The organism is Actinospineispora acaciae DSM 45401 (genome assembly GCF_000620785.1).
Classification (GTDB): domain Bacteria; phylum Actinomycetota; class Actinomycetes; order Mycobacteriales; family Pseudonocardiaceae; genus Pseudonocardia; species Pseudonocardia acaciae.
In genome coordinates, this window is record NZ_JIAI01000010.1 from 52,167 (window position 1) to 71,431 (window position 19,265).

Here is a 19,265-nt window from a genome sequence, read left to right on the forward strand (position 1 = left end):
TCGCTATTGACGCCCGTGCGCGCGCACGAACGGCTCGATGCCGTCCAGCACGCGCTCCAGCCCGAACTCGAACCTGGCCGCCAGCGCCTCCGCCGGCTCCGGCATCTCGAACGCCTCGTGGTCCGCCGACTCCAGCGCCCCGACGAACAGCGGGAACCGCCCGGTCCAGTCGTACGCCCTGATCCGGTCCACCCCCGGCACCGAGGGCCCGCCGGCCGCCTCGGACGCCACGCCCCGGACGTAGCCGTTGACCACCATCAGGACCCGCAGCGCGGTCAACGGCTCCAGCCCGGTCGGGGCCAGCGCCCGCAGCGCCGCCTCGGCCCAGGCCACCTCGTTGGGCCCCATCGTCCGGGGCAGCATCACGATCGGTAGCGCCCACGGATGGCGCGCGAAGACGTCCCAGTTCGCCCGCGCCCAGGTCGTCAAAGCCGGACGCCAGTCAACGCGGTCGTCGATCTCCGGCGGCGCGCCGGTCGCCGCGTCCAGCATCAGCAGCACCAGCTCCTGCTTGCCCGGCACGTGGCGGTAGAGCGCCATGGTCGCCGCGCCCAGCCGGGCGGCCACCCGCTGCATGGACAGCGCGTCCAGCCCCTCGGCGTCCGCGATCTCGATCCCGGCGCGCACCACCCGGTCCCGACTCAAGGTCGGCCGGGGCCCGCGCCTCGGCCCGCTGTCGCCTCCCCAGAGCAGCGCCTCGTCGTTCGACGGCTTCTCCGGCATGCCCGGATTATTGCGTACCCCATACGCGGCCAATGCCGGACACTTACTGCGTATCCCATACGCTATAGCCTCCCCGCCGAGAGAAAGCGCCAGCTCATGAGCCAGCCGACAGTCCGCACCGAGCCGCCGCAGAGGCCGGGCCACCGGCGCGCCCGCCGCCGCTCGTACCAACAGATCTGGATGCCGCCGCTGGCGATGATGGCGGTGATCTTCCTGGCGACCGCCGTCCCGCCCTACCTGACCGGCGACCCGGCCACCTCCCGCATCCCGCTGCACCGCGACTACCCGCTGCACTACCCGCTGCTGGTGGCGCACATCGCGTTCGGCTCGGTGGCGCTGGTCGCCGGTTGCTTCCAGGTCTGGCCGTGGTTCCGTACCAGGTTCCGGGCCGCGCACCGGTGGATCGGCCGGGCGTACTTCTTCCTCGGGATCTTTCCCGGCGGCATCGCGGTGCTCGGGGTGTCGGTGGTGAGCACCACCGGGTTCGTCTCCTCGGTGGGCAACACGATGCTCGCGCTGGGCTGGCTGGTCACCGGGGTCGCGGGGTACCGGGCCGCCCGGCAGCGCCGCTTCGCCGACCACCGGGCGTGGATGCTGCGCAGCGTCGCGCTGACCACCTCGATCGTGCTCAACCGGCCCTGGGTGGCGCTGTTCGTGATCATCCTCGACCCGGGTTCGGACTCGCTGCTCGGCGGCAGCGACGTGGCCGCGGTCCAGGCCGCCGCCGGCTCGGCGGTCTGGATGAGCTGGGTGGTGAACCTGCTGGTCGTGGAGTGGTGGCTGCTGCGGGGGCGGCCGGCGTCCGGTCAGTCCAGGCGGGAGGCGCGGGCTTCGAGGTAGCGGCGCTCGGGGCGGCTGGTGGTGCGGCGGGCGGCCAGCCGGTACTCGTCGCGGGCGGCGATGTGCTCGCCGGCCAGCTCCAGCAGGTGCGCCCGGACGGCGGCCAGGCGGTGGTGCTTGGCGATGCGGTCGTCGGTGCGCAGCGGTTCGAGCAGCTCCAGGCCGGCGGCCGGGCCGTCCACCATGGCCACGGCGGCGGCCTGGCTGAGGGTGACCATCGGGCTGGGCGCCGTCGCGGCGAGCAGCCGGTACAGCGCGGCGATCTGGCGCCAGTCGGTGTCCTCGGCACGCCGCGCCTCGGCGTGCACCGCCGCGACGGCCGCCTGCAGCTGGTACGGGCCGACCTCGGCGCGCGGCAGCGTCGCGGTGATCAGCGCGATCCCCTCGTCGCGCAGCGCGGCGTCCCAGAGCGTCCGGTCCTGCTCGGCCAGCGGCACCAGCGCGCCGTCGGCGGTGGTCCGGGCGGGGCGGCGCGCCTCGGTGAGCAGCATCAGCGCGAGCAGGCCGGCCACCTCGCCGTCCTCGGGCAGCAGCCGCAGCACCTGGCGGGTGAGCCGGATCGCCTCGCCGGTCAGCTCCGTGCGGTACAGCTGCTCGCCACCGGTCGCGGTGTAGCCCTCGTTGAAGATCAGGTACAGGGTGTGCAGCACGGCGCCGAGCCGCTCGGCGTGCTCCCCGGCCGGGATCGGTCCGAACCGGGCGCCGGTCGCCTCGATGCTCCGCTTTGCGCGGGTGATCCGCCGGGTCATGGTGGCCTCGGGAACCAGGAACGCGGCGGCGACCTGCGCGGTGGTCAGGCCGCCGACGGCGCGCAAGGTCAGCGCCACCTGGGAGGCGGCGCTCAGCGCGGAGTGGCAGCACAGGAACAGCAGCTCCAGGGTGTCGTCCTCGGCGGCGGGTTCGAGCTCGTCGACCCCTGGCGCCGCGCGCTCCTCGGGCGGTTCGAGGGCGGCGACGGCCTCCTCGCGGCGCCGGCGGGCGGACTCGCCGCGCCACTGGTCGGTGAGCCGGCGGCTGGCCACCGTGACCAGCCACCCGCGCGGGTTGTCCGGGACACCCTCGGACGGCCACTGCCGCGCGGCGGCCAGCAGCGCCTCCTGCACCGCGTCCTCGGTCCGGTCGAAGTCCCCGTGGCGGCGCAGCACGGTGCCGAGCACGTTCGGCGCGAGCTCGCGCAACAGGTCCTCGAGCTCGCGGGCGTGCGAGCGCGTCACCACAACTCCGAGCCGGCGCCCGTTTCCATCACCGGGCGGATCTCCACGCCGCAGACGGCAGCGTCCGGGATCCTGGCGGCGATCTCGATGGCCCGTTCCTTGCTGTCACACTCGATCAGGTCGTAGCCCGCCAGGTGCTCCTTGACCTCGGCGTACGGGCCGTCGGTCGCCATTGTGACGCCGTCGCGGACCCGGACCGCCGTGCCCGTCGACGGGTCGGCCAGCGCGTTGCCGCCGATCCACTCGCCGGACTCGACCAGCTCGTGGTACAGCGCGGAGTGGTCGCGCTCGAGCTGGTCGCGCTGCTCCTGGGACAGCGCGTTCCAGGTGGCCGGCGAGCTGTAGATCAGCATCAGGTACTTCACGTTGTCTGCTCCTCGTCGCGGTTGCTCGTCGCCGGTGGGTCGGCGCCGGCCGGGCGGATCGGACATCGCCACCCTGACAGAAACCCCGACTCACCCTGACAAAAACCCCGACTCGCGGGCTGTTCGTGAGCGTGTCCGGATTGGGGTGCGGGGTTCGACTGGGGGGTATGGGTGCGAACTATGACCGGCGGTGGCGGGTACTGGCGCTGTTGAGTGCGGCGTTCTTGATGGCGGTGTTGGACGGCACGATCCTGCTGACGGCGTTGCCGTCCATCGAGGCGGGGTTGGGGGTGGGCGGGGCGGCGGTGCAGTGGACGGTCACCGTGTACGCGCTGGCGTTCAGTGGGTTGCTGTTGTTCTGCGGGCGGGCGGCCGATGTGTACGGGCGCAAGCGCGCGTTCCTGGTCGGGATGGCGGTGCGGGTGGTGGCCTCGCTGTTGTGCGGGCTGGCGCCGTCGATCGAGGTGCTGGTGGCGGCGCGGGCGCTGCAGGGGGCCTCGGCGGCGATCATCGCGCCGGCGGCGCTGTCGCTGCTGATGAACACGTTCCCGGCAGGGCCGGAGCGGAACAAGGCGCTGGGCATCTGGGGCGGGCTGGGCGGCACCGGCGCCACCGCCGGGCTGCTGCTCGGCGGGGTGATCACCGAGGGGCTGGGCTGGCAGTGGGTGTTCCTGGTCAACGTCCCGGTCGGGCTGGTCGTGCTGGCGCTCGCGCCGGGGCTGCTTCGCGAGACCCGCGAGTCGGAACGGGCCCGCTCGTTCGACCTGCTCGGCGCCCTGACCGTGACCGGCGCGCTGGTGGCACTGGTGTACACGATCATCGAGGTGCCGGCCTCGGGGTGGGCCGCCGACACGGTCGCCGCGCTGGCCGGCGCGGTGCTGCTGGCGGCGGCGTTCGCGGTGGTCGAGGCCCGCTCCGCCGAGCCGCTGGCGCCGCCGAGGCTGCTGCGCTCGCGCGGGCTGCTCGGCGGCAACGTGGTGATCCTGCTCGCCGGCATGACGGTGGACGGCATGCTGGTCACGCTGACCGAGCACGTGCAGCGGGTGCTGGGCTGGTCGCCGTTGCGGTTCGGGCTGGTGGCCGCCGTGATGACGGTCGCCTCGGTGGCCGGCGGGATGACCGCGCAGCGGGCCGCCGGCGCGTTCGGCACCCGGCGGGTGACCGCGGTCGGGGTGGCGCTGATGGCCGGTTCGTGCCTGCTGCTCACCCAGGTGTCCTCGACGGGCTCGCTGGCGGTGTTGCTGGTCGGCCAACTGGTGTTCGGGGTCGGGATGGGCGCCGCGTTCGTCTGCTCGCAGATCGCCGCGCTGGCCGACGCCCGGGAGCGCGACTCCGGGGTGGCCGCCGGGCTGGTGGACACCTCGTTCTCCATCGGCACCGGGCTGGGCCTCGCGGTGGCGACCAGCATCACCGCCGCCGTGGCCCGCGCCTCCGCTGATGCCGGTGTCGAGCCGCTGCTCGCGCTGACCCACGGCCAGCGGGTCGCGTTCGGGATCGCGGCCGCGCTGGCCACCCTGGGCCTGGCCGCCGCGCTGGCGCTGCTGCCCCGCCACCGGCCGCTAGCGCGCCGTGTAGCCCCCGTCCACGGCGAGGACCGAGCCGGTGCAGTAGCCGGCGTCCAGGGCTAGGTGCACGATCGAGGCGGCCAGCTCCTCGGGCTCCGCGATCCGGCCGAGCAGCATCCGGGCCTGCTCGGCCGTGATCGTGCGGGCGGCCTCCTCCTCGTCCATGGCGCCGAGCACCTCGGCCACCGCCTGCTCGAACATCGGGGTCTGCACGCCGCCGGGGTTCACGCAGTTCACCCGCACCCGGGGCGCCAGCTCGGCGGCCAGGTTCACCGTCAGCCCGAGCAGCCCGGCCTTGGTGGCGGCGTAGGCGGCGTGCCGGGCCCGGCCCCGAACGGCGGCGATGCTGCCCACGAACACCACGCCGGCGCCCTCGGCGAACACCGGCTCCAACGCCTGGGTCAGGAAGAACGGGCCGCCGAGGTTGACGCCCACCAGCTCGTCGAACTCCTTGCGGCCGGTCCCGGCCAGGCTGGCCACGCCCTCGATGGCCGCCGCGTGCACCAGCGCGCGCACCTCGCCGGACACCGCTTCCCGTACCGAGGCGACGCCGGCCTCCGTGCCGATGTCCGCCGGGACCACGGTGGCCAGCTCGCCGATCATCTCCGCGGTCCGCTCCAGCGGCTCGGGCCGCCGGCCCACGCAGTACACCGGCAGCCCCCGCGCCGCCAGCGCCCGCGCACACGCCCTGCCGATACCGCTACCCGCACCGGTGACCACCGCGACGCCGCCGTCCGCCATGATTGACCCCTCCTCAAATTGTTGAAACGCTCGTGTCATAAACACTGACATCGCACGGTATGTCCTGTCGAGAGGAATGGCAGTGGCCCGACCCCCCGACCCGGCCAGGCGCGCCAGGACGCTGGCCAGGGCCACCGACTACGTGCTCGAGCACGGCCTGGCCGGGCTGAGCCTGCGCCCGCTGGCCGCCGCGCTGGACACCAGCACCCGGATGCTGCTCTACGACTTCGGCAGCAAGGAACGGCTGGTCGCCGAGATACTGGCCGAGGTGCGCCGGCGCGAGTCCGCGCTGCTCACCGAGCACCTCGCCACGTCCGGCGGCTCACCGTCCGAGCTGCTCACCGACCTGTGGGACTGGCTCGCGGCGGACGAGCGCGCGCCTTACCTGCGGCTGTTCTTCGAGGTGTACGTGGACGCGATCCACCGCCCGGAGGCCTACGAGAACGGCGGCACGGACATGGTGACCGACTGGCTCGACGGCCTGGCCGTGGCGCTCCGCCGGCCGGACGAGGACCGGCTGGACCCGGCGACCACCACGCTGCTGATCGCCGCGGCGCGCGGGCTGCTGCTGGACCGGCTGCTCACCGCCGACGCCGAGCGGACCGACGGTGCGATGGCCGTGTTCGCCGAGTGGCTGGGCCGTCGCTAGCGGGCCGTGTAGCCGCCGTCCACCGGCATGATGACGCCCGTGCAGTGGCTGGCGTCCAGCGCCAGGTGCACGATCGAGGCGGCCACGTCCTCGGGTTGCGCGAGCCGCCCGCCGGGGCGCGCCTCCCGCTCCAGGTCCAGTTCCTCCCCCTCCACGACACCGGGATCGACGCAGTTCACCCGCACCCGGGGCGCCAGCTCGGCGGCCAGGTTCACCGTCAGCCCGTGCAGCGCCGCCTTGCTCGCCGCGTAGGCGGCGCACCCGGGCCGGCCCCGCACGGCGGCCAGGCTGCCCACGAACACCACGCCGGCCCCGTCGGCGAAGTGCGACAGCAGCGCCTGGGTCAGGAACAGCGGGCCGCCCAGGTTGATGTCGAGCAGCTCGTCGAACTCCATCCTGTCGATCTCTTCGAGCGAGCCGACGCTCTGCACCGCCGCCGCGTGCACCAGCGCGCGGACCTGACCCCCGAGGGCCGCCGCCAAGCGCACTTTGTCCGGCCCGCGCTCGGACCCGAGGTGGGCCACCACCGCCGTGGCCCGCTCGCCGACCATCTCCGCCGTCTCGACCAAGGGCTCTCGCCACCGGCCCACGCAGATCACCGGCATCTCCCGCGCCGCGAACGCCAGCGCGCAGGCCCTGCCGATGCCGCGGTCCGCCCCGGTGACCACCGCCACCTCGCCCGCCATCGCCGCCCCCTCCGCTCGCCTCGCTCGTCGGTCCGGCGCGCGACGACGCTAGCCCAGGTCACCGACAACCCGAGCGAGGCGCTCTAGTCCTCGGCCGGGCATGGGGCCGGGGCGGTGGCTTCGGCCGCCCGGTCCCGGAACACCACGAACGGCAGGAAGAACTGCGCCAGCGGGCCGATGGCCAGCGCGTAGAGCACGGTCCCCACCCCGACCGTGCCGCCCAGCAGCCAACCGCTGGCCAGCACCGTCACCTCGATCAACGTCCGGGACACCCGCACCGACCAGCCCAGGCGCGCGTGCAGCCCGGTCATCAGCCCGTCGCGCGGGCCGGGGCCGAGCCGGGCGCCCACGTAGCACGCGGTGGCCAGCCCGTTGAGCCCGACGCCGAACACCATCAGCGGGATCCGCCACCACATGCTCGTCGCGTCCGGGATCAGCGCCAGCGCGACGTCCACCGCCACCGCGATGACCACCACGTTGGCCACCGTCCCGACGCCCGGACGCTGCCGCAGCGGGATCCAGGCCAGCAGCACGGCGACCCCGGTGATCGCCGTGATCGTGCCGAAGGTCAGCCCGCTGCGCTCCGCCAGCCCCTGGTGCAGCACGTCCCACGGGTCCAGCCCGAGCTGGCTGCGGATCATGAGCGCCATGCTCAGCCCGTAGAGCACCAGGCCGGCGAAAAGCTGCGCCAGCCTGGTCACCGGCCGGCGCCGGAGCGAGACCGGGGACAGGTTCAGGTTCACGGTGCGGGAGGCCACGGGACACCACACTCGCCGACGCCCGCCGCTCTATCGAGAGCCAATTCGAAAACAGTGGCCTTTCGGGTGCCGCCGCGGTCAACTGTCCGGCATGCGATCACGGAGCTGTGCCGCGTGCCTCGGCCTGGCCGGTGTGTTGTTCGCCGGGTACCCGGCCATCCGGCCGTACTCGGACGAGACGACCATGGCCGGCGCACAGGCGGTCGGCTCCTCGGCGTGGCTGGTGGCGCACCTGCTGGCGATCGTGAGCTTCATCCTGCTCGGGCTGGGGCTGCTGTTCCTGCGCGACCTGGCGCGCGACCGTCCCGGCGCCGGCGCGGCCACGGTGGCCTGCGTGCTCGGCTGGGTGGGCGCCGGCCTGGTGCTGCCGTACTACGGCGCCGAGGTGTACGGACTGCACGCCATCGCCGGGCGTGCCCTGGCCGACGGAACCCCCGCCCTGCTCCCGCTGTTCGACACGGTGCGCTACCAGCCCGCGGCGGCCACCCTGTTCCTCGCCGGCCTGCTCGCGCTGGCGGCCGCCGGGGTCGCGGCGTTCCTGGCGCTGTCCCGCTCCGGGCTCACCACGCGCTGGGTCGCGGTCCCGCTGGCCGCCGGCCTGGTGCTGCTGCTCCCGCAGTTCTTCGGCCCACCGTCGCTGCGGATCGCGCACGGCGTGCTCGTCGGCGTCGGCGGCCTGCTGGTGGCCTTCGCCCTGACCCGCCCCCGGGTCCCGGCCGCGGGCTGATCACCGAGCGCGCTTGCCGTCGACGAACTCGTGCAGTAGCCGCCCGGTCCCGAACGCCTGGATGTCCCAGGACACGACGTACACCGTCCGATGCGCGCGGACGCTGCGGATGAACGCCCGGTCCTCCGCGTCCGCCTCCACCATCCACACCGAGTCGATCACGCGGTCATCCGTGATCCGGCGCGGCACCTCCCAGACCCCGTAGACCACCGGCAGCGGCAGCCCCCGCTCGCGCATCGCGACTCCTCTCATGCAGTTAGTAGATGTCTAGCACAGACATGTTGCTTTTGACTAGACAGCTCGGGGCCGGGCACACTGAACCGGCCACTTCAAACCGGGGGGAGACCCGATGGCCAGGAAGTTCGAGATCATCACGCTGCGTGGCGACTGCACGGAAGAGGAAGTGTGTCCCGCAGTGAAGGCGATTCGCGGCCAGTCAGACCCGATCTACGTACAGGGCCGGAAAGTGACCGACCCAGAACTCCTGGCGGCGTTCGATGTGCCGCCCGGCGAAGTCCTGTCCGAGGTGCCCAGGCGCTTGTTCTTCCCGGACGGTGACTGATGCTGAACATTCCAGAACTCCAGGAGTACCTGCAAGCCCACACCAGGAAGACACAGTTCCGATTCGACGCACTCGAGGTCTACAACGTGCCGACCACCGGAAACGACCTGGAACGCTACCTGGCCGGCGAGCCGGAACCGGACATGGACCGCAAGGGACGGTGGCTCGACAAGTTGCGGGACGAACAGGCCCGGGGCCTGTACCGATACAAGGTCTGGGCGGTGCCGACGCCGCTGATCGACCGCACTCGGTTCGCCTGCGAATGGGGTTATGCGTACAACGTGAAGGCCGGCGAGGACATTCGCATCCTCGATCTCGGCAAGAAACCCTGGCCGGAAGGCCTTCTCCGCCACGACTTCTATCTGCTCGACGACGAGCAGGTGGTACGCATGCACTACGACGATGAAGGCCACTTCGTCGGCGCTGAGGTCTTGGGTGACGAGGTGCTACCGAAGTACCGGGAGGCCCGGGACATCGCGTGGGCGGCGGCGGAGCCGTTCGAGCCCTGGTGGGCGGCCCGGCCGGAGGAACACCGGGCCAACCGGGCATCCTGAACCGTATGGCGAACGGCGGTGGCCGGGATGAGCTCGCCCGGACATTGCGGGCACTGCGCGCGGCGGCGCGCCTGACCCAGACCGAGGCCGGTCGACGGGCCGGCCTCGGTCAGCACTCCGTGTCGCGTGTGGAGCGCGGGCTCTACCGGCCGACCGCTGACGAAGCCGCCGCGCTGGCCACCGCCTACGGCGCTTCTGAGGCGGACCGGCGCCGGGTCCGCGAGCTGGCCGACGAGCTGAAGTCCGAAGTGGTGCCGGCCAGGGTCATCCTGAGCCGAGGCGCGGCCTCCTACCAGCAGCGCATCGGTCAGATCGAAGCCGAGTCGAGGCATATCCGCGCGTTTCACCCGACCATGGTCCACGGCCTGTTGCAGACCGAGGCCTACATCCGAGTGATCTTCGCTCGCGGTGACGTCGATGCAACAGAAGCCGAGCGCGCCGTCGCGGCTCGGCTTGATCGGCAGCGCATACTCGACGACCCCGATCACCGGTTCACCTTCATCCAGTCCGAGGGCGCGCTGCGCTGGCAACTGGGTTCAGCCGCGCTGATGGCCGAGCAGCTCGACCACATCGCACGGTGGACGACTCGGGCCGAGCACGTTCGCGTCGGACTCATACCGTGGACCACGCCGGCGCCCATGGGCGTGCTGCACGGCTTCCACCTTTACGACCGTCGCGCCGTCACCGTCGGCACCAAGACCGCGCACGCGATCATGACCGAGGAGTACGACCTGGCCGTCTACGAGGACCTGTTCACCGAGCTGGAACGGCTGGCGTTGTTCGGCGCGGACGCCGCCACGCTCGCACACCGCATCGCCGCCGAATACCGCGCGCTGCCCTGAACGATCACCGCTCGGCGCACCGGGTTCGCGAGCAGGAGACCATCGCGTACGGCTCCGACCCCGAGCACCGCTGTGCCCCTAGCCGCCGTTTCCGCTGGTCAGAACCCGTGAGTGGATAGGGTTGCTATGACACCGCTATCCACTCACGGGTTCTGACCAGGCACGATGCTTCGCGCGGCACGCAGGCTTGCCAGGACGCCGCAGTGATCACCGCTTGAGCAGCTGGCGGGCCATCACCACGCGCTGGATCTGGTTCGTGCCCTCGTAGATCTGCGTGATCTTGGCGTCGCGCATCATCCGCTCGACCGGGAAGTCCCTGGTGTAGCCGGCGCCGCCGAACAGCTGCACGGCGTCGGTGGTGACCTCCATGGCCACGTCCGAGGCGTAGCACTTGGCGGCGCTGGCGAAGAACGTCATGTCCTTCTCGCCGCGCTCCACCTTGGCCGCCGCCACGTAGACCATCTGCCGCGCCGCCTCGACCTTCATCGCCATGTCGGCGAGCATGAACTGCACGCCCTGGAAGTCCGACACCGCGCGGCCGAACTGCCGGCGTTCCTTCACGTACGCCAGCGAGGCGTCCAGCGCGCCCTGGGCGATGCCGACGGCCTGGGCGCCGATGGTGGGGCGGGTGTGGTCGAACGTGCGCATCGCCGTCTTGAACCCGGTGCCCGGCTCGCCGATGATCCGCTCGGCCGGGATGGAGCAGTCGGTGAAGTAGATCTCACAGGTCGGCGAGCCCTTGATGCCGAGCTTGCGCTCCTTCGGGCCCACCTCGAACCCCGGGTCGTCGGCGTGCACCACGAACGCCGACACCCCGTTCGCGCCCTTCTCCGGGTCGGTCACCGCGAACACCGTGTACCACCGCGAGACGCCGGCGTTGGTGATCCACGCCTTGCCGCCGTTGAGCACCCAGCGATCGCCGTCCAGGCGCGCCCTGGTCTTCATCGCCACCGCGTCCGAGCCCGACTCCCGCTCGGACAGCGCGTAGGAGATCATCGCCTCGCCGTCGGCGATGGACGGCATGACCAGCTTGCACAGCTCCTCCGAGCCAGCCAGCAGCACCGGCATGGTGCCCAGCTTGTTCACCCCGGGGATCAGCGAGGAGCTGGCGCAGACCCTGGCCACCTCCTCGATCACGATGCAGCCGGCCACCGCGTCCGCCCCGCCGCCGCCGAACCGCTCCGGGATGTGCACGGCGTGGAACCCGGCGGCGGTCAGCGCCTCGCGCGCCTCGGTCGGGAACCTGGCCGCCTCGTCGACCTCGGCGGCGTGCGGCGCGATCTCCTTCTCGGACAGCGCCCGGACGGCCGCGCGCAGCTCCTCGTGTTCCTCGGCGAGCCGGTACACCTCGAAGTCAGGGTTCACGAACCCGATGCTACTGCCAAGTAACCCCGCCCGACAGGGGCCGATATCAACGAGACCCGGAGCGCGGCCCGCGCCGGGACCGGGTGTGCCGGCAACCGCGACTCGCTGTGCTGAGACGCCCGACTCGGTGTGCCAGGAGCCCCGACTCGCGGGCGGTCTACCAGAAACGAGACGACCCCCGGGCCGTGTTCCACGCGCGCGGCGTGGCCAAGCTGGACAACGGCTTGGAGCCCGGGGGTCGGGTGACTGTCTCGGATTACCGGCACCGAGCCGGTTTCCACGACCGTCAAGGATTCTCGGTGCTAGCGGACAGCCACCTCACGAGTCCTGTAGCTATTCAACGCTGGACCACCTCCTTTCCCGTGTACCGCCAACTTACGGCCAGGGCGCCAGGGACGGCAACGAGGTTTCCGCCACCCCCTCGGCCCGGCCTGAGGCGGGAGCTCACTTGATCTTCACCCACGGCTGGCATCCCTGCGTGTGAAAGGCACCGTCCGATGGCTGGACCGTGATGGTGACCGGACCCTGGGAGTTGCCATTGGCGATGATGGCCTTGAACTCGCCCGAGGTGTCACGCAGGCGAGCCCAGTAACAGTTCTTGAAGATCGGGTTGGGAGCCGGCCCGGCGGTCCGGTAAGTGCCCGGTTTAAGGTCCATACCAACCGCGTATGTACCGTCACCGACCCCCGGCGGAGGTGCTGGAGGGGCCAGCGTCGGCTGCGTGTTCGGAGCGACGGCAGGGGTCGAAACCGGCGCGGCACCGCCGGCGGCGGACGTTCCCGTCGAGGCCATACCGCCCGCGAAGATCCCGACGCTCGCCACGACGGCCAGGCCGGCGATCACCGTGCCTGACCAGGCCACACCCTTGTTGCCGGCTTCGCCCCGCCACACGCGACCAAGGCCCAGCAGGCCGAACACGACAGCGACTATCCCGCACAGGCAGCCGAACACCGGAACCGGACAGGTCAATAGTCCGATCAGCCCAACTACTAATGCCGTGATCCCGAAACCGTTCTTGGGCTTGGGCGGCGAGGGCGGAGCGTACGGCGGTGGATAGTTTCCAGGATATTGCTGGAAATAGCGCTGACCGGGGTCGCTATTGATCATTTTGGGGAGTCCTGTCTCCAGTCGAGGCAGATTGGTAGTCGCTCCCCACGACATCGGCGTTACCTCGTGTCGGCGCTAATCCTCGAGCGAGGCGCGAAGTGCCGCGTCCTTGGCGAGGACGAGCTGTTCCAGGTCGGACTGGTAGGCGGACATGCGGTCTCGCAGCGACGGGTCGGCGGCGGCGAGGATGCGGACGGCCAGTAGGCCGGCGTTGCGCGCGCCGCCGACGGAGACGCAGGCCACCGGCACGCCGGCGGGCATCTGCACGATGGACAGCAGCGAGTCCAGGCCGTCCAGCTTGGCCAGCGGTACGGGCACGCCGATCACCGGCAGCGGCGTCGCGGAGGCCACCATGCCGGGCAGGTGGGCTGCGCCCCCGGCGCCGGCGATGATCACCCGTAGGCCGCGGTCGGCGGCGCCGGCGGCGTAGTCGAGCATCCGGCGCGGGGTGCGGTGCGCGGAGACCACCGACACCTCGTGCGGCACCTCGAACTCGGTGAGCGCCTCGGCGGCGGCCGACATCACCGGCCAGTCCGAGTCGCTACCCATGATCACGCCGACGATCGGCTCGTCGTCCACCATCACTGCCCCTCCCAGCCGTCGCGCCAGCGTGCCTCGGACAGGTACCGGGCGGCTAGTGTGGCGCGCCGGCGGACCTCGTCCAGGGTGTCGCCGAGCACGGTGACGTGTCCGATCTTGCGGCCGGGGCGCTCCGCCTTGCCGTACAGGTGCACCTTGGCGTCGGGGAAACGGGCGAGCAGGTGGTGCAGTCGCTCGTCCAGGCTCATCTGCGGCAAGGGCGACCCGCCCAGCACGTTCGCCATCACGGTGACCGGCGCCGTCGGCTCGGTGGCGCCGAGCGGGTAGTCCAGCACCGCGCGCAGGTGCTGCTCGAACTGCGAGGTCCGGGAGCCCTCGATGGTCCAGTGCCCGGAGTTGTGCGGGCGCATGGCCAGCTCGTTGACCACCAGGCCGGTGCCGTCCGTGCCCGGCCCGTCCAGCTCGAACAGCTCCACCGCGAGCAAGCCCACCACGTCCAGCTCGTCGGCGATCCGCAGCGCCAGCCGCTGCGCCGCCTCGGCCCGCTCGGCGGACAGCCCGGGGGCCGGCGCGATCACCTCCACGCAGATGCCGTTGTCCTGCACGGTGTGCACCACCGGCCACGCCGCGCCCTGCCCGAACGGCGAGCGGGCCACCAGCGCGGCCAGCTCGCGGCGCATCCGCACCCGCTGCTCGACCAGCAGCGGCGTGCCCCTTTGATCAACACCGCCGAGCGACTCGGACAGCAGCGGCGCGGCGTGCAGCGGGTCGTCCAGCATCCAGATGCCCCGGCCGTCGTAGCCGCCCCGGCGCGCCTTGAGCACCACCGGCCAGCCGTGCTCGGCCCCGAAAGCGGTCACCTGGTCCGGCGCGGTGACCGCCCGGAACGGCGGGCACGGCACCCCCAGCGCGGACAGCCGCTCGCGCATGACCAGCTTGTCCTGGGCGTGCACCAGGGCCTTCGGCGAGGGCCGCAGCGGCACGCCGGAGTCGGCCAGCGCGGCGAGGTGCTCGTTCGGCACGTTCTCGTGGTCGTAGGTCACCGCGTCGCAGCCCTTGACGAACTCGGCGAGCGCGGCCGGGTCGTCCGGGTCGCCGAGCACCACGTCCGGGCAGACCAGCGCGGCCGGCTCGTCGCGGTCGCGGGCGAGCACCCGCAGCGACTGGCCGAGCGCTATCGCGGCCTGGTGGGTCATCCGGGCCAGCTGGCCGGCGCCAACCATGCCGACGACCGGCGTGCTGGTTCGTGGGTCCACGGGCGGAGAAGGATATATGGGCCGTGAGCGGACCGATTGCGCCGATAGGCCGGACACGCTCGGGGGACCGTCTCTTAGACTGCCGGTGTGACGGTGGTCGAAACGGTACTGGGCTGGATCCCGCAGCCGTACCGCGATGTGGCGATCCGGCACCGTGAGCTCGTCAAGTTCGCCCTCGTCGGCGGCACCACCTGGGTGATCGACACGTCGGTGTTCCTGGCGCTGAAGGGCACGGTGCTCGAACACAAGCCGGTCACCGCGAAAGTGATCTCCGTGGTGGTGGCGACCATTGCCTCGTACGCGCTGAACCGGGAGTGGTCGTTCCGCACCCGGGGCGGCCGCGAGCGCCACCACGAGGCGTTCCTGTACATGCTGATCAGCGGGATCGGCGTAGGCGTCTACTCCGCGCCGCTGTTCATCTCCCGCTACGTGCTCGACCTCAAGGTGCCCACGGTGTCGCTGCTGTCCGAGCACATCGCCGACTTCGTCAGCGGCCAGATCATCGGCGTGCTGGTCGGCATGATCTTCCGGTGGTGGGCGTTCCGGCGGTTCGTGTTCCCGCACCAGGACGCGCGCACCCGGCCGATCCCGGTGGTGGAGCGCTGAGCACGACCGACTGGGACGACGACCTGTCGCTCGCGCTGGGCATGGCGGACGCCGCCGACGCCATCACGCTGGCCCGGTTCCAGGCCGCCGACCTGCGGGTGAGCCGCAAGCCGGACCGGACCCCGGTCACCGACGCGGACACCGCGACCGAGGACGCGCTGCGGGCGGTGCTCGCCGAGCGGCGGTCCGGGGACGTGGTGCTCGGCGAGGAGCGCGGCGGGTCGGGTGGATCCGGCGGGTCCGGCAGGGGCTGGATCCTGGACCCGATCGACGGCACCAAGAACTACTCGCGGGGGGTCCCGGTGTGGGCCACCCTGATCGCGCTGACCGACGCCGGAGCGCCGGTGGTGGGCGTGGTCAGCGCGCCCGCGCTGGGCCGGCGCTGGTGGGCGAGCGCGGGCGGCGGGGCGTACGCGCGCCACGGCGGCGGCGAGGCCCGGCGCCTGACGGTGTCCGGGGTGGGCGAGCTGGCGGACGCGAGCCTGTCCACCACCGAGCTGAGCACCTGGGACGAGCGCGGCGAGCTGGACAGGTACCTGGAGCTGGCCTCCCGCTGCTGGATGGTGCGCGCGTACGGCGACTTCTGGCAGCACATGCTGGTCGCCGAGGGCGCCATCGACATCGGCATCGACGGCGAGGCGAACGCCTGGGACCTGGCGCCGATACAGCTGATCGTGACCGAGGCCGGCGGGCGGTTCACCGACCTGGAAGGGCGGGACCGGTTCGACGGCGGCAGCGGGCTGTCCTCGAACGGTTCGTTGCACGACGCCGCGCTGGCGATCCTGGGAGGTACCGAGTCGTGACCCGTTCCGAGACCCGACTGGCGTTCGGCGACTTCGTCGAGGGGCGGGTGTTCGAGCTCGGCGACGTCACCATCGACCGCGAGGAGATGCTCGCGTTCGCCCGGCGGTTCGACCCGCAGCCGTTCCACGTCGACCCGGTGGCCGCCAAGGACAACCCGGTGCTCGGCGGGCTGTGCGCGTCCGGCTGGTTCACCGCGTCGCTGTGGATGCGGGCCTGGGTGGACGGGGTGCTCAGCCGGACGGACTCGCTGGGCTCCCCCGGCGGCGGCGAGTGCACCTGGCCGGCGCCGGTGTTCCCCGGCGACGTGCTGGCGGCGCGCGCCGAGATCCTCGGGTCGCGGGTATCGCGGAGCAAGCCGTGGCTCGGGCTGGTGGACGTGCTGGCCACCATGCACCGGGGCGAGGACTGCGTGTTCCGGTTCCGGTTCACCGCCCTGATCCGCGTCGGGTCCTGACTCCCGACCGGGACGTCGAACGGGGTCAGTTCTCCCGCTGGTCCGGGGTGGCCTGGTAGGGCAGCGTCGTCTGGTCGCCGTTGCGATCGCGGTCGAGCGAGACGTCCTCGGTCCTGTCCTGCCGGGGCCACCAGGAGGAGGACGTCGACCGCGACTGCGAGTCGCCGAACAACGACGATCCCACTGACGTCGAGGTCGATGAGGACGTCCCCGCCGAGGTGCCCACCGACGTGGGTACCGGCACCGTCGGCCGCTTGTCGGCGTCGTCGCGCTTGCGGGCCACCCGCTGCTTGACGCGCGTGAGGATGCCGTCCTTGTCCTTCTTCGACGCGGCGGACGCGGCGGACGACGCCGCGAACGAGTAGCGGGTGGGCACCGACCGGGCCAGCCGCGCGATGTGCCCGAGCAGCCCGGCCGTCACCGGGAACACCACCGCGATCACCACCGAGATCACCATCAGCTGGCCGCCGGTGAGCACGTCGTGGCGCGCGAGGTTGTCCGCCGCGTTGAACACCGCGAACGCGAACACCAGCGCTATCGTCGCCCACTTGCCGGTGTCGCGCATCTGGCCCTGCCCGGCCACCCACAGCACCCCGGCCACGATCGCGCCCAGGCCCATCGCAACCGGCAACAGCAGCAACTGCGGCCACCCCAGCCCCGCCTGTACCGCCAGCGATGCCAGCGACCAGCACGAACTCAGCAGGATGCAGAACGCCGCTATCCCGCCGAGCGTGTAGATGGTGGTACGAGCCCATGCGGGCATTGCGTTCGTCTGGCCCGCTAGCGGAGGCCTTGGCGCGGTCACGCGACGGATCTTGGCAGTGTCGTCCGCCCCGGCCAAGCTGCGCCGCGCGAATCACCTGTATGTCTCAACCTCACGTGTTACAACGAATCACCCCACGGGAAGCGACCACCGGTGGCCCGGCGGGGTGGTGCTGGTAGTGTCCTGCCGCCGTGGCTCCCCCCTCTCCCCAGTCCGTGCGCTCCCCGAGGTAACCAAGAACTGGCCACGTAGACGACGCCCTGTCGCGGTGGCCGCCCCCCACCCCCATGCATCCAAGACAGTGGCCGAACAGCCGGCTCGCGCGTCCGACCCGGGTCAGGCAGGTGAACGCACGCCTGCTCGTCGCCGAGTCCGCGCGGTGGCCGCCGATCCCGCTGCTCGGACCGCCGCGCCCGCCGTGGTGGCCCCGGACGCGCAACGCGTCGACGGGAGTGGTCGTCGCGGTCGTGCTGGCCATGTTGGTGCTGCCCGACCTCGCCCTGATCGACGAACCCCGGCCCGGGCTGGTGGCGCTGCGGTTGATCGAGCGGCTGGGCGGCCTGGCGGCGTTGCTGCTGCTGGCCCTGGCCGCGACCGGCGGGCTGATTCTGTCCACCGTGTCGGGCGGGATGGGCGATCGCGCGACGGTCACCAGGGTGCACGTCTTCGTCGCGGTGCTCGCGGTGTCGTTCACCGCCGTGCACGTCGGCTTCGTCTCGCTGGTGCCCGACCTCGGCATCGGCGCGCTGCAGGTGGTGGTGCCGTTCACCAGGGCGGCCGGGCCGCTCGCCCAGGCGTGCGGCGTGCTCGCGTTCTGGCTGCTGATCGCCATCGTGATCGCCTCGGCGGTACGCGGGATACTGCCGTGGCGGGTGTGGCGACGCACGCACGTGCTCACCGTTCCGCTGTTCGGCCTGGCCTGCGCGCACACGGTGCTCGCCGAGCCCACCGGGACGTCCGCGCTGGACAACATCCGGGCCGCCGCCGTCGGGCTCGCGCCGTGCGTGATCGCGTGGCGGCTGCACGCCCGGAACGGCCGCCAGGCCACCGTTCCGGCTACCGCCACAACCACCGTCCCGGCCGAGGCCGGGCCCGACGCCGTGGCCCACATCAACACCGACCCCTCGCTCACCCACCCGCTGTCGCTGCTGATCTACCAGATCACCTGGGAGGCGAACGGCGTGGTGTCGCTGATCCTGAGGTCGCCGGACGGCTCCCCGCTGCCGGAGTGGGAGCCGGGGGCACACATCGAGGTGCTGCTCCCGTCCGGGCGGCTGCGGCACTACTCGCTCTACGGCGACCCGACCGAACGCGACCGCTACCGCATCGCGGTGCTGCGCAACGACGCCGGCCGGGGCGGCTCCCGCGAGATGCACGACGGACTGCGCATCGGCACCAGGCTCATGGTGGCGCCGCCGGACAACGCGTTCGCCCTGGAACCGGCCAGCGCCTACCTGCTGCTGGCCGGCGGCATCGGCATCACCGGGCTGCTGCCGATGGCGCGCTCGCTGGCCCGGGGGCAGCAGCCGTGGCGGTTGATCTACATCGGCCGGTCCCGGGCGGGCATGGCGCTGATCGACGAGGTGATGGCGATCGCGCCCGGCCACGTCGAGATCGTGGCCTCCGAGGAGACCGGCCGCCCGGACCTGCGCACGATCGTCGACGGCCTCCAACCGGGCACCGCCGTCTACTGCTGCGGCCCCGAGCGAATGATCAGCTCGATGACCGAGCTGGTCGCCGCGCGCCCCGACCTCACGCTGCATGCCGAGCGCTTCTCCCCGCCCGGCCAGGCCGACGGCGCCGAGTTCGACGTCGAGCTGCGCCGCACCGGAACCGCCGTGCGCGTCTCGGGCGACCAGACGATCCTGGGCGCCGTGGCGCACCTGGTGCCCTCGCTCACCGGCGGATGCGAGCTGGGCCGCTGCGGGCGCTGCCGGGCCACCGTGCTCGACGGCGTCCCCGACCACCGCGACAACGTCCTCACCGACGCCGAACGCGCGGCCGGCGAGATCCTGCTCTGCGTGTCCCGAGCCCAGGGCGACCGCCTCACCCTCGACCTCTAGCCCGAAAGTCGCTCCAATCCCCGAAACAGGCCTCGGCACCACCACCGGTCCCGTACGTTGACCGTCGCGCCGGAGGACCAG

Annotated in this window: 23 protein-coding genes; 11 read left to right on the top strand and 12 right to left on the bottom strand. The window is 72.1% G+C overall.

Annotated features, from left to right (window positions below; genetic code table 11):
• Positions 1-3 precede the first annotated feature (3 nt).
• Positions 4-723, bottom strand: coding sequence for a TetR/AcrR family transcriptional regulator (locus N912_RS0133930; RefSeq protein ID WP_028925915.1), 720 nt, complete (start codon positions 721-723; stop codon positions 4-6).
• Between the two features lie 96 nt (positions 724-819).
• Between N912_RS0133930 and N912_RS56370 the strand changes: the two genes are divergently transcribed.
• Positions 820-1,563, top strand: coding sequence for a DUF2306 domain-containing protein (locus N912_RS56370; RefSeq protein ID WP_064745473.1), 744 nt, complete (start codon positions 820-822; stop codon positions 1,561-1,563).
• Here the strand turns inward: N912_RS56370 and N912_RS0133940 are convergent.
• A complete protein-coding gene (locus N912_RS0133940) occupies positions 1,530-2,777 on the bottom strand; it encodes an RNA polymerase sigma factor (protein ID WP_037068184.1) in 1,248 nt (415 codons plus the stop codon). The genes N912_RS56370 and N912_RS0133940 overlap by 34 nt on opposite strands.
• The gene (locus tag N912_RS0133945; RefSeq protein WP_028925917.1) at positions 2,774-3,142 is read right to left on the bottom strand and encodes a YciI family protein; all 369 of its coding nucleotides are present in this window, start codon (positions 3,140-3,142) and stop codon (positions 2,774-2,776) included. Before N912_RS0133945 ends, N912_RS0133940 begins: the two co-directional genes overlap by 4 nt.
• Positions 3,143-3,309: 167 nt before the next feature.
• Here N912_RS0133945 and N912_RS56375 point away from each other — a divergent pair, with 167 nt between their 5' ends.
• The gene (locus N912_RS56375; protein WP_037068067.1) at positions 3,310-4,770 is read left to right on the top strand and encodes an MFS transporter; all 1,461 of its coding nucleotides are present in this window, start codon (positions 3,310-3,312) and stop codon (positions 4,768-4,770) included.
• Here the strand turns inward: N912_RS56375 and N912_RS0133955 are convergent.
• Complete coding sequence (locus N912_RS0133955; RefSeq protein ID WP_037068069.1) at positions 4,702-5,448, bottom strand: SDR family NAD(P)-dependent oxidoreductase; 747 nt, start codon at positions 5,446-5,448, stop codon at positions 4,702-4,704. The two genes, N912_RS56375 and N912_RS0133955, sit on opposite strands and share 69 nt — an antisense overlap.
• Before the next feature lie 82 nt (positions 5,449-5,530).
• Between N912_RS0133955 and N912_RS56380 the strand changes: the two genes are divergently transcribed.
• A complete protein-coding gene (locus N912_RS56380; protein ID WP_051581188.1) occupies positions 5,531-6,097 on the top strand; it encodes a TetR/AcrR family transcriptional regulator in 567 nt (188 codons plus the stop codon).
• Here the strand turns inward: N912_RS56380 and N912_RS0133965 are convergent.
• Together N912_RS0133965 and yczE are read right to left on the bottom strand one after the other, a co-directional pair.
• Positions 6,094-6,783 (bottom strand): SDR family NAD(P)-dependent oxidoreductase, encoded by a 690-nt coding sequence (locus N912_RS0133965; RefSeq protein ID WP_028925919.1) that lies wholly within the window; start codon positions 6,781-6,783, stop codon positions 6,094-6,096. The genes N912_RS56380 and N912_RS0133965 overlap by 4 nt on opposite strands.
• 83 nt (positions 6,784-6,866) lie before the next feature.
• Positions 6,867-7,541, bottom strand: coding sequence for a membrane protein YczE (yczE, locus tag N912_RS63985; RefSeq protein WP_051581189.1), 675 nt, complete (start codon positions 7,539-7,541; stop codon positions 6,867-6,869).
• A 91-nt stretch (positions 7,542-7,632) separates the two neighbouring features.
• Here yczE and N912_RS0133975 point away from each other — a divergent pair, with 91 nt between their 5' ends.
• Entirely contained in the window at positions 7,633-8,268 is a 636-nt protein-coding gene (locus N912_RS0133975) for a hypothetical protein (protein ID WP_051581190.1), read from the top strand.
• On the opposite strand, the gene N912_RS0133980 is transcribed toward N912_RS0133975, so the two are convergent.
• A complete protein-coding gene (locus N912_RS0133980) occupies positions 8,269-8,505 on the bottom strand; it encodes a hypothetical protein (RefSeq protein WP_028925921.1) in 237 nt (78 codons plus the stop codon).
• A 112-nt stretch (positions 8,506-8,617) separates the two neighbouring features.
• Here N912_RS0133980 and N912_RS56390 point away from each other — a divergent pair, with 112 nt between their 5' ends.
• From N912_RS56390 to N912_RS0133995, 3 genes are read left to right on the top strand one after another with little or no spacing between them, the layout of a single operon-like run.
• Positions 8,618-8,830: a hypothetical protein gene (locus N912_RS56390; RefSeq protein WP_037068073.1), complete on the top strand. Its 213-nt coding sequence runs from the start codon at positions 8,618-8,620 to the stop codon at positions 8,828-8,830.
• Positions 8,830-9,384 carry a DUF6879 family protein gene (locus N912_RS0133990; protein WP_028925922.1) on the top strand — a complete coding sequence of 185 codons (555 nt, stop codon included), beginning with the start codon at positions 8,830-8,832 and terminating at the stop codon, positions 9,382-9,384. The genes N912_RS56390 and N912_RS0133990 overlap by 1 nt, the downstream gene beginning before the upstream one ends.
• 5 nt (positions 9,385-9,389) lie before the next feature.
• Positions 9,390-10,226: a DUF5753 domain-containing protein gene (locus tag N912_RS0133995; RefSeq protein ID WP_028925923.1), complete on the top strand. Its 837-nt coding sequence runs from the start codon at positions 9,390-9,392 to the stop codon at positions 10,224-10,226.
• Positions 10,227-10,433: 207 nt separating this feature from the next.
• Here the strand turns inward: N912_RS0133995 and N912_RS0134000 are convergent, their stop codons facing one another.
• The 4 genes from N912_RS0134000 to N912_RS0134015 form a co-directional block, all read right to left on the bottom strand.
• Entirely contained in the window at positions 10,434-11,591 is a 1,158-nt protein-coding gene (locus N912_RS0134000) for an acyl-CoA dehydrogenase family protein (RefSeq protein WP_028925924.1), read from the bottom strand.
• A 444-nt stretch (positions 11,592-12,035) separates the two neighbouring features.
• Complete coding sequence (locus N912_RS60965; protein ID WP_156994222.1) at positions 12,036-12,698, bottom strand: DUF4190 domain-containing protein; 663 nt, start codon at positions 12,696-12,698, stop codon at positions 12,036-12,038.
• A gap of 75 nt (positions 12,699-12,773) precedes the next feature.
• A complete protein-coding gene (purE, locus tag N912_RS0134010; protein ID WP_028925925.1) occupies positions 12,774-13,280 on the bottom strand; it encodes a 5-(carboxyamino)imidazole ribonucleotide mutase in 507 nt (168 codons plus the stop codon).
• Positions 13,280-14,494, bottom strand: coding sequence for a 5-(carboxyamino)imidazole ribonucleotide synthase (locus N912_RS0134015; protein ID WP_028925926.1), 1,215 nt, complete (start codon positions 14,492-14,494; stop codon positions 13,280-13,282). The genes purE and N912_RS0134015 overlap by 1 nt, the downstream gene beginning before the upstream one ends.
• 87 nt (positions 14,495-14,581) lie before the next feature.
• Here N912_RS0134015 and N912_RS0134020 point away from each other — a divergent pair, with 87 nt between their 5' ends.
• Genes N912_RS0134020 through N912_RS0134030 form a run of 3 tightly spaced genes read left to right on the top strand, consistent with a single transcriptional unit; the run spans position 14,582 to position 16,358 of the window.
• Positions 14,582-15,100 carry a GtrA family protein gene (locus N912_RS0134020; protein WP_028925927.1) on the top strand — a complete coding sequence of 173 codons (519 nt, stop codon included), beginning with the start codon at positions 14,582-14,584 and terminating at the stop codon, positions 15,098-15,100.
• Positions 15,101-15,141: 41 nt separating this feature from the next.
• Entirely contained in the window at positions 15,142-15,903 is a 762-nt protein-coding gene (locus tag N912_RS0134025; RefSeq protein ID WP_245645642.1) for an inositol monophosphatase family protein, read from the top strand.
• The gene (locus tag N912_RS0134030) at positions 15,900-16,358 is read left to right on the top strand and encodes a MaoC family dehydratase (RefSeq protein ID WP_037068076.1); all 459 of its coding nucleotides are present in this window, start codon (positions 15,900-15,902) and stop codon (positions 16,356-16,358) included. Before N912_RS0134025 ends, N912_RS0134030 begins: the two co-directional genes overlap by 4 nt.
• 25 nt (positions 16,359-16,383) lie before the next feature.
• Here the strand turns inward: N912_RS0134030 and N912_RS0134035 are convergent, their stop codons facing one another.
• A complete protein-coding gene (locus N912_RS0134035) occupies positions 16,384-17,121 on the bottom strand; it encodes a hypothetical protein (protein ID WP_028925930.1) in 738 nt (245 codons plus the stop codon).
• A 344-nt stretch (positions 17,122-17,465) separates the two neighbouring features.
• On the opposite strand from N912_RS0134035, the gene N912_RS62635 reads away from it, so the two are divergent.
• Positions 17,466-19,184: a 2Fe-2S iron-sulfur cluster-binding protein gene (locus tag N912_RS62635; RefSeq protein ID WP_051581193.1), complete on the top strand. Its 1,719-nt coding sequence runs from the start codon at positions 17,466-17,468 to the stop codon at positions 19,182-19,184.
• Positions 19,185-19,265 lie beyond the last annotated feature (81 nt).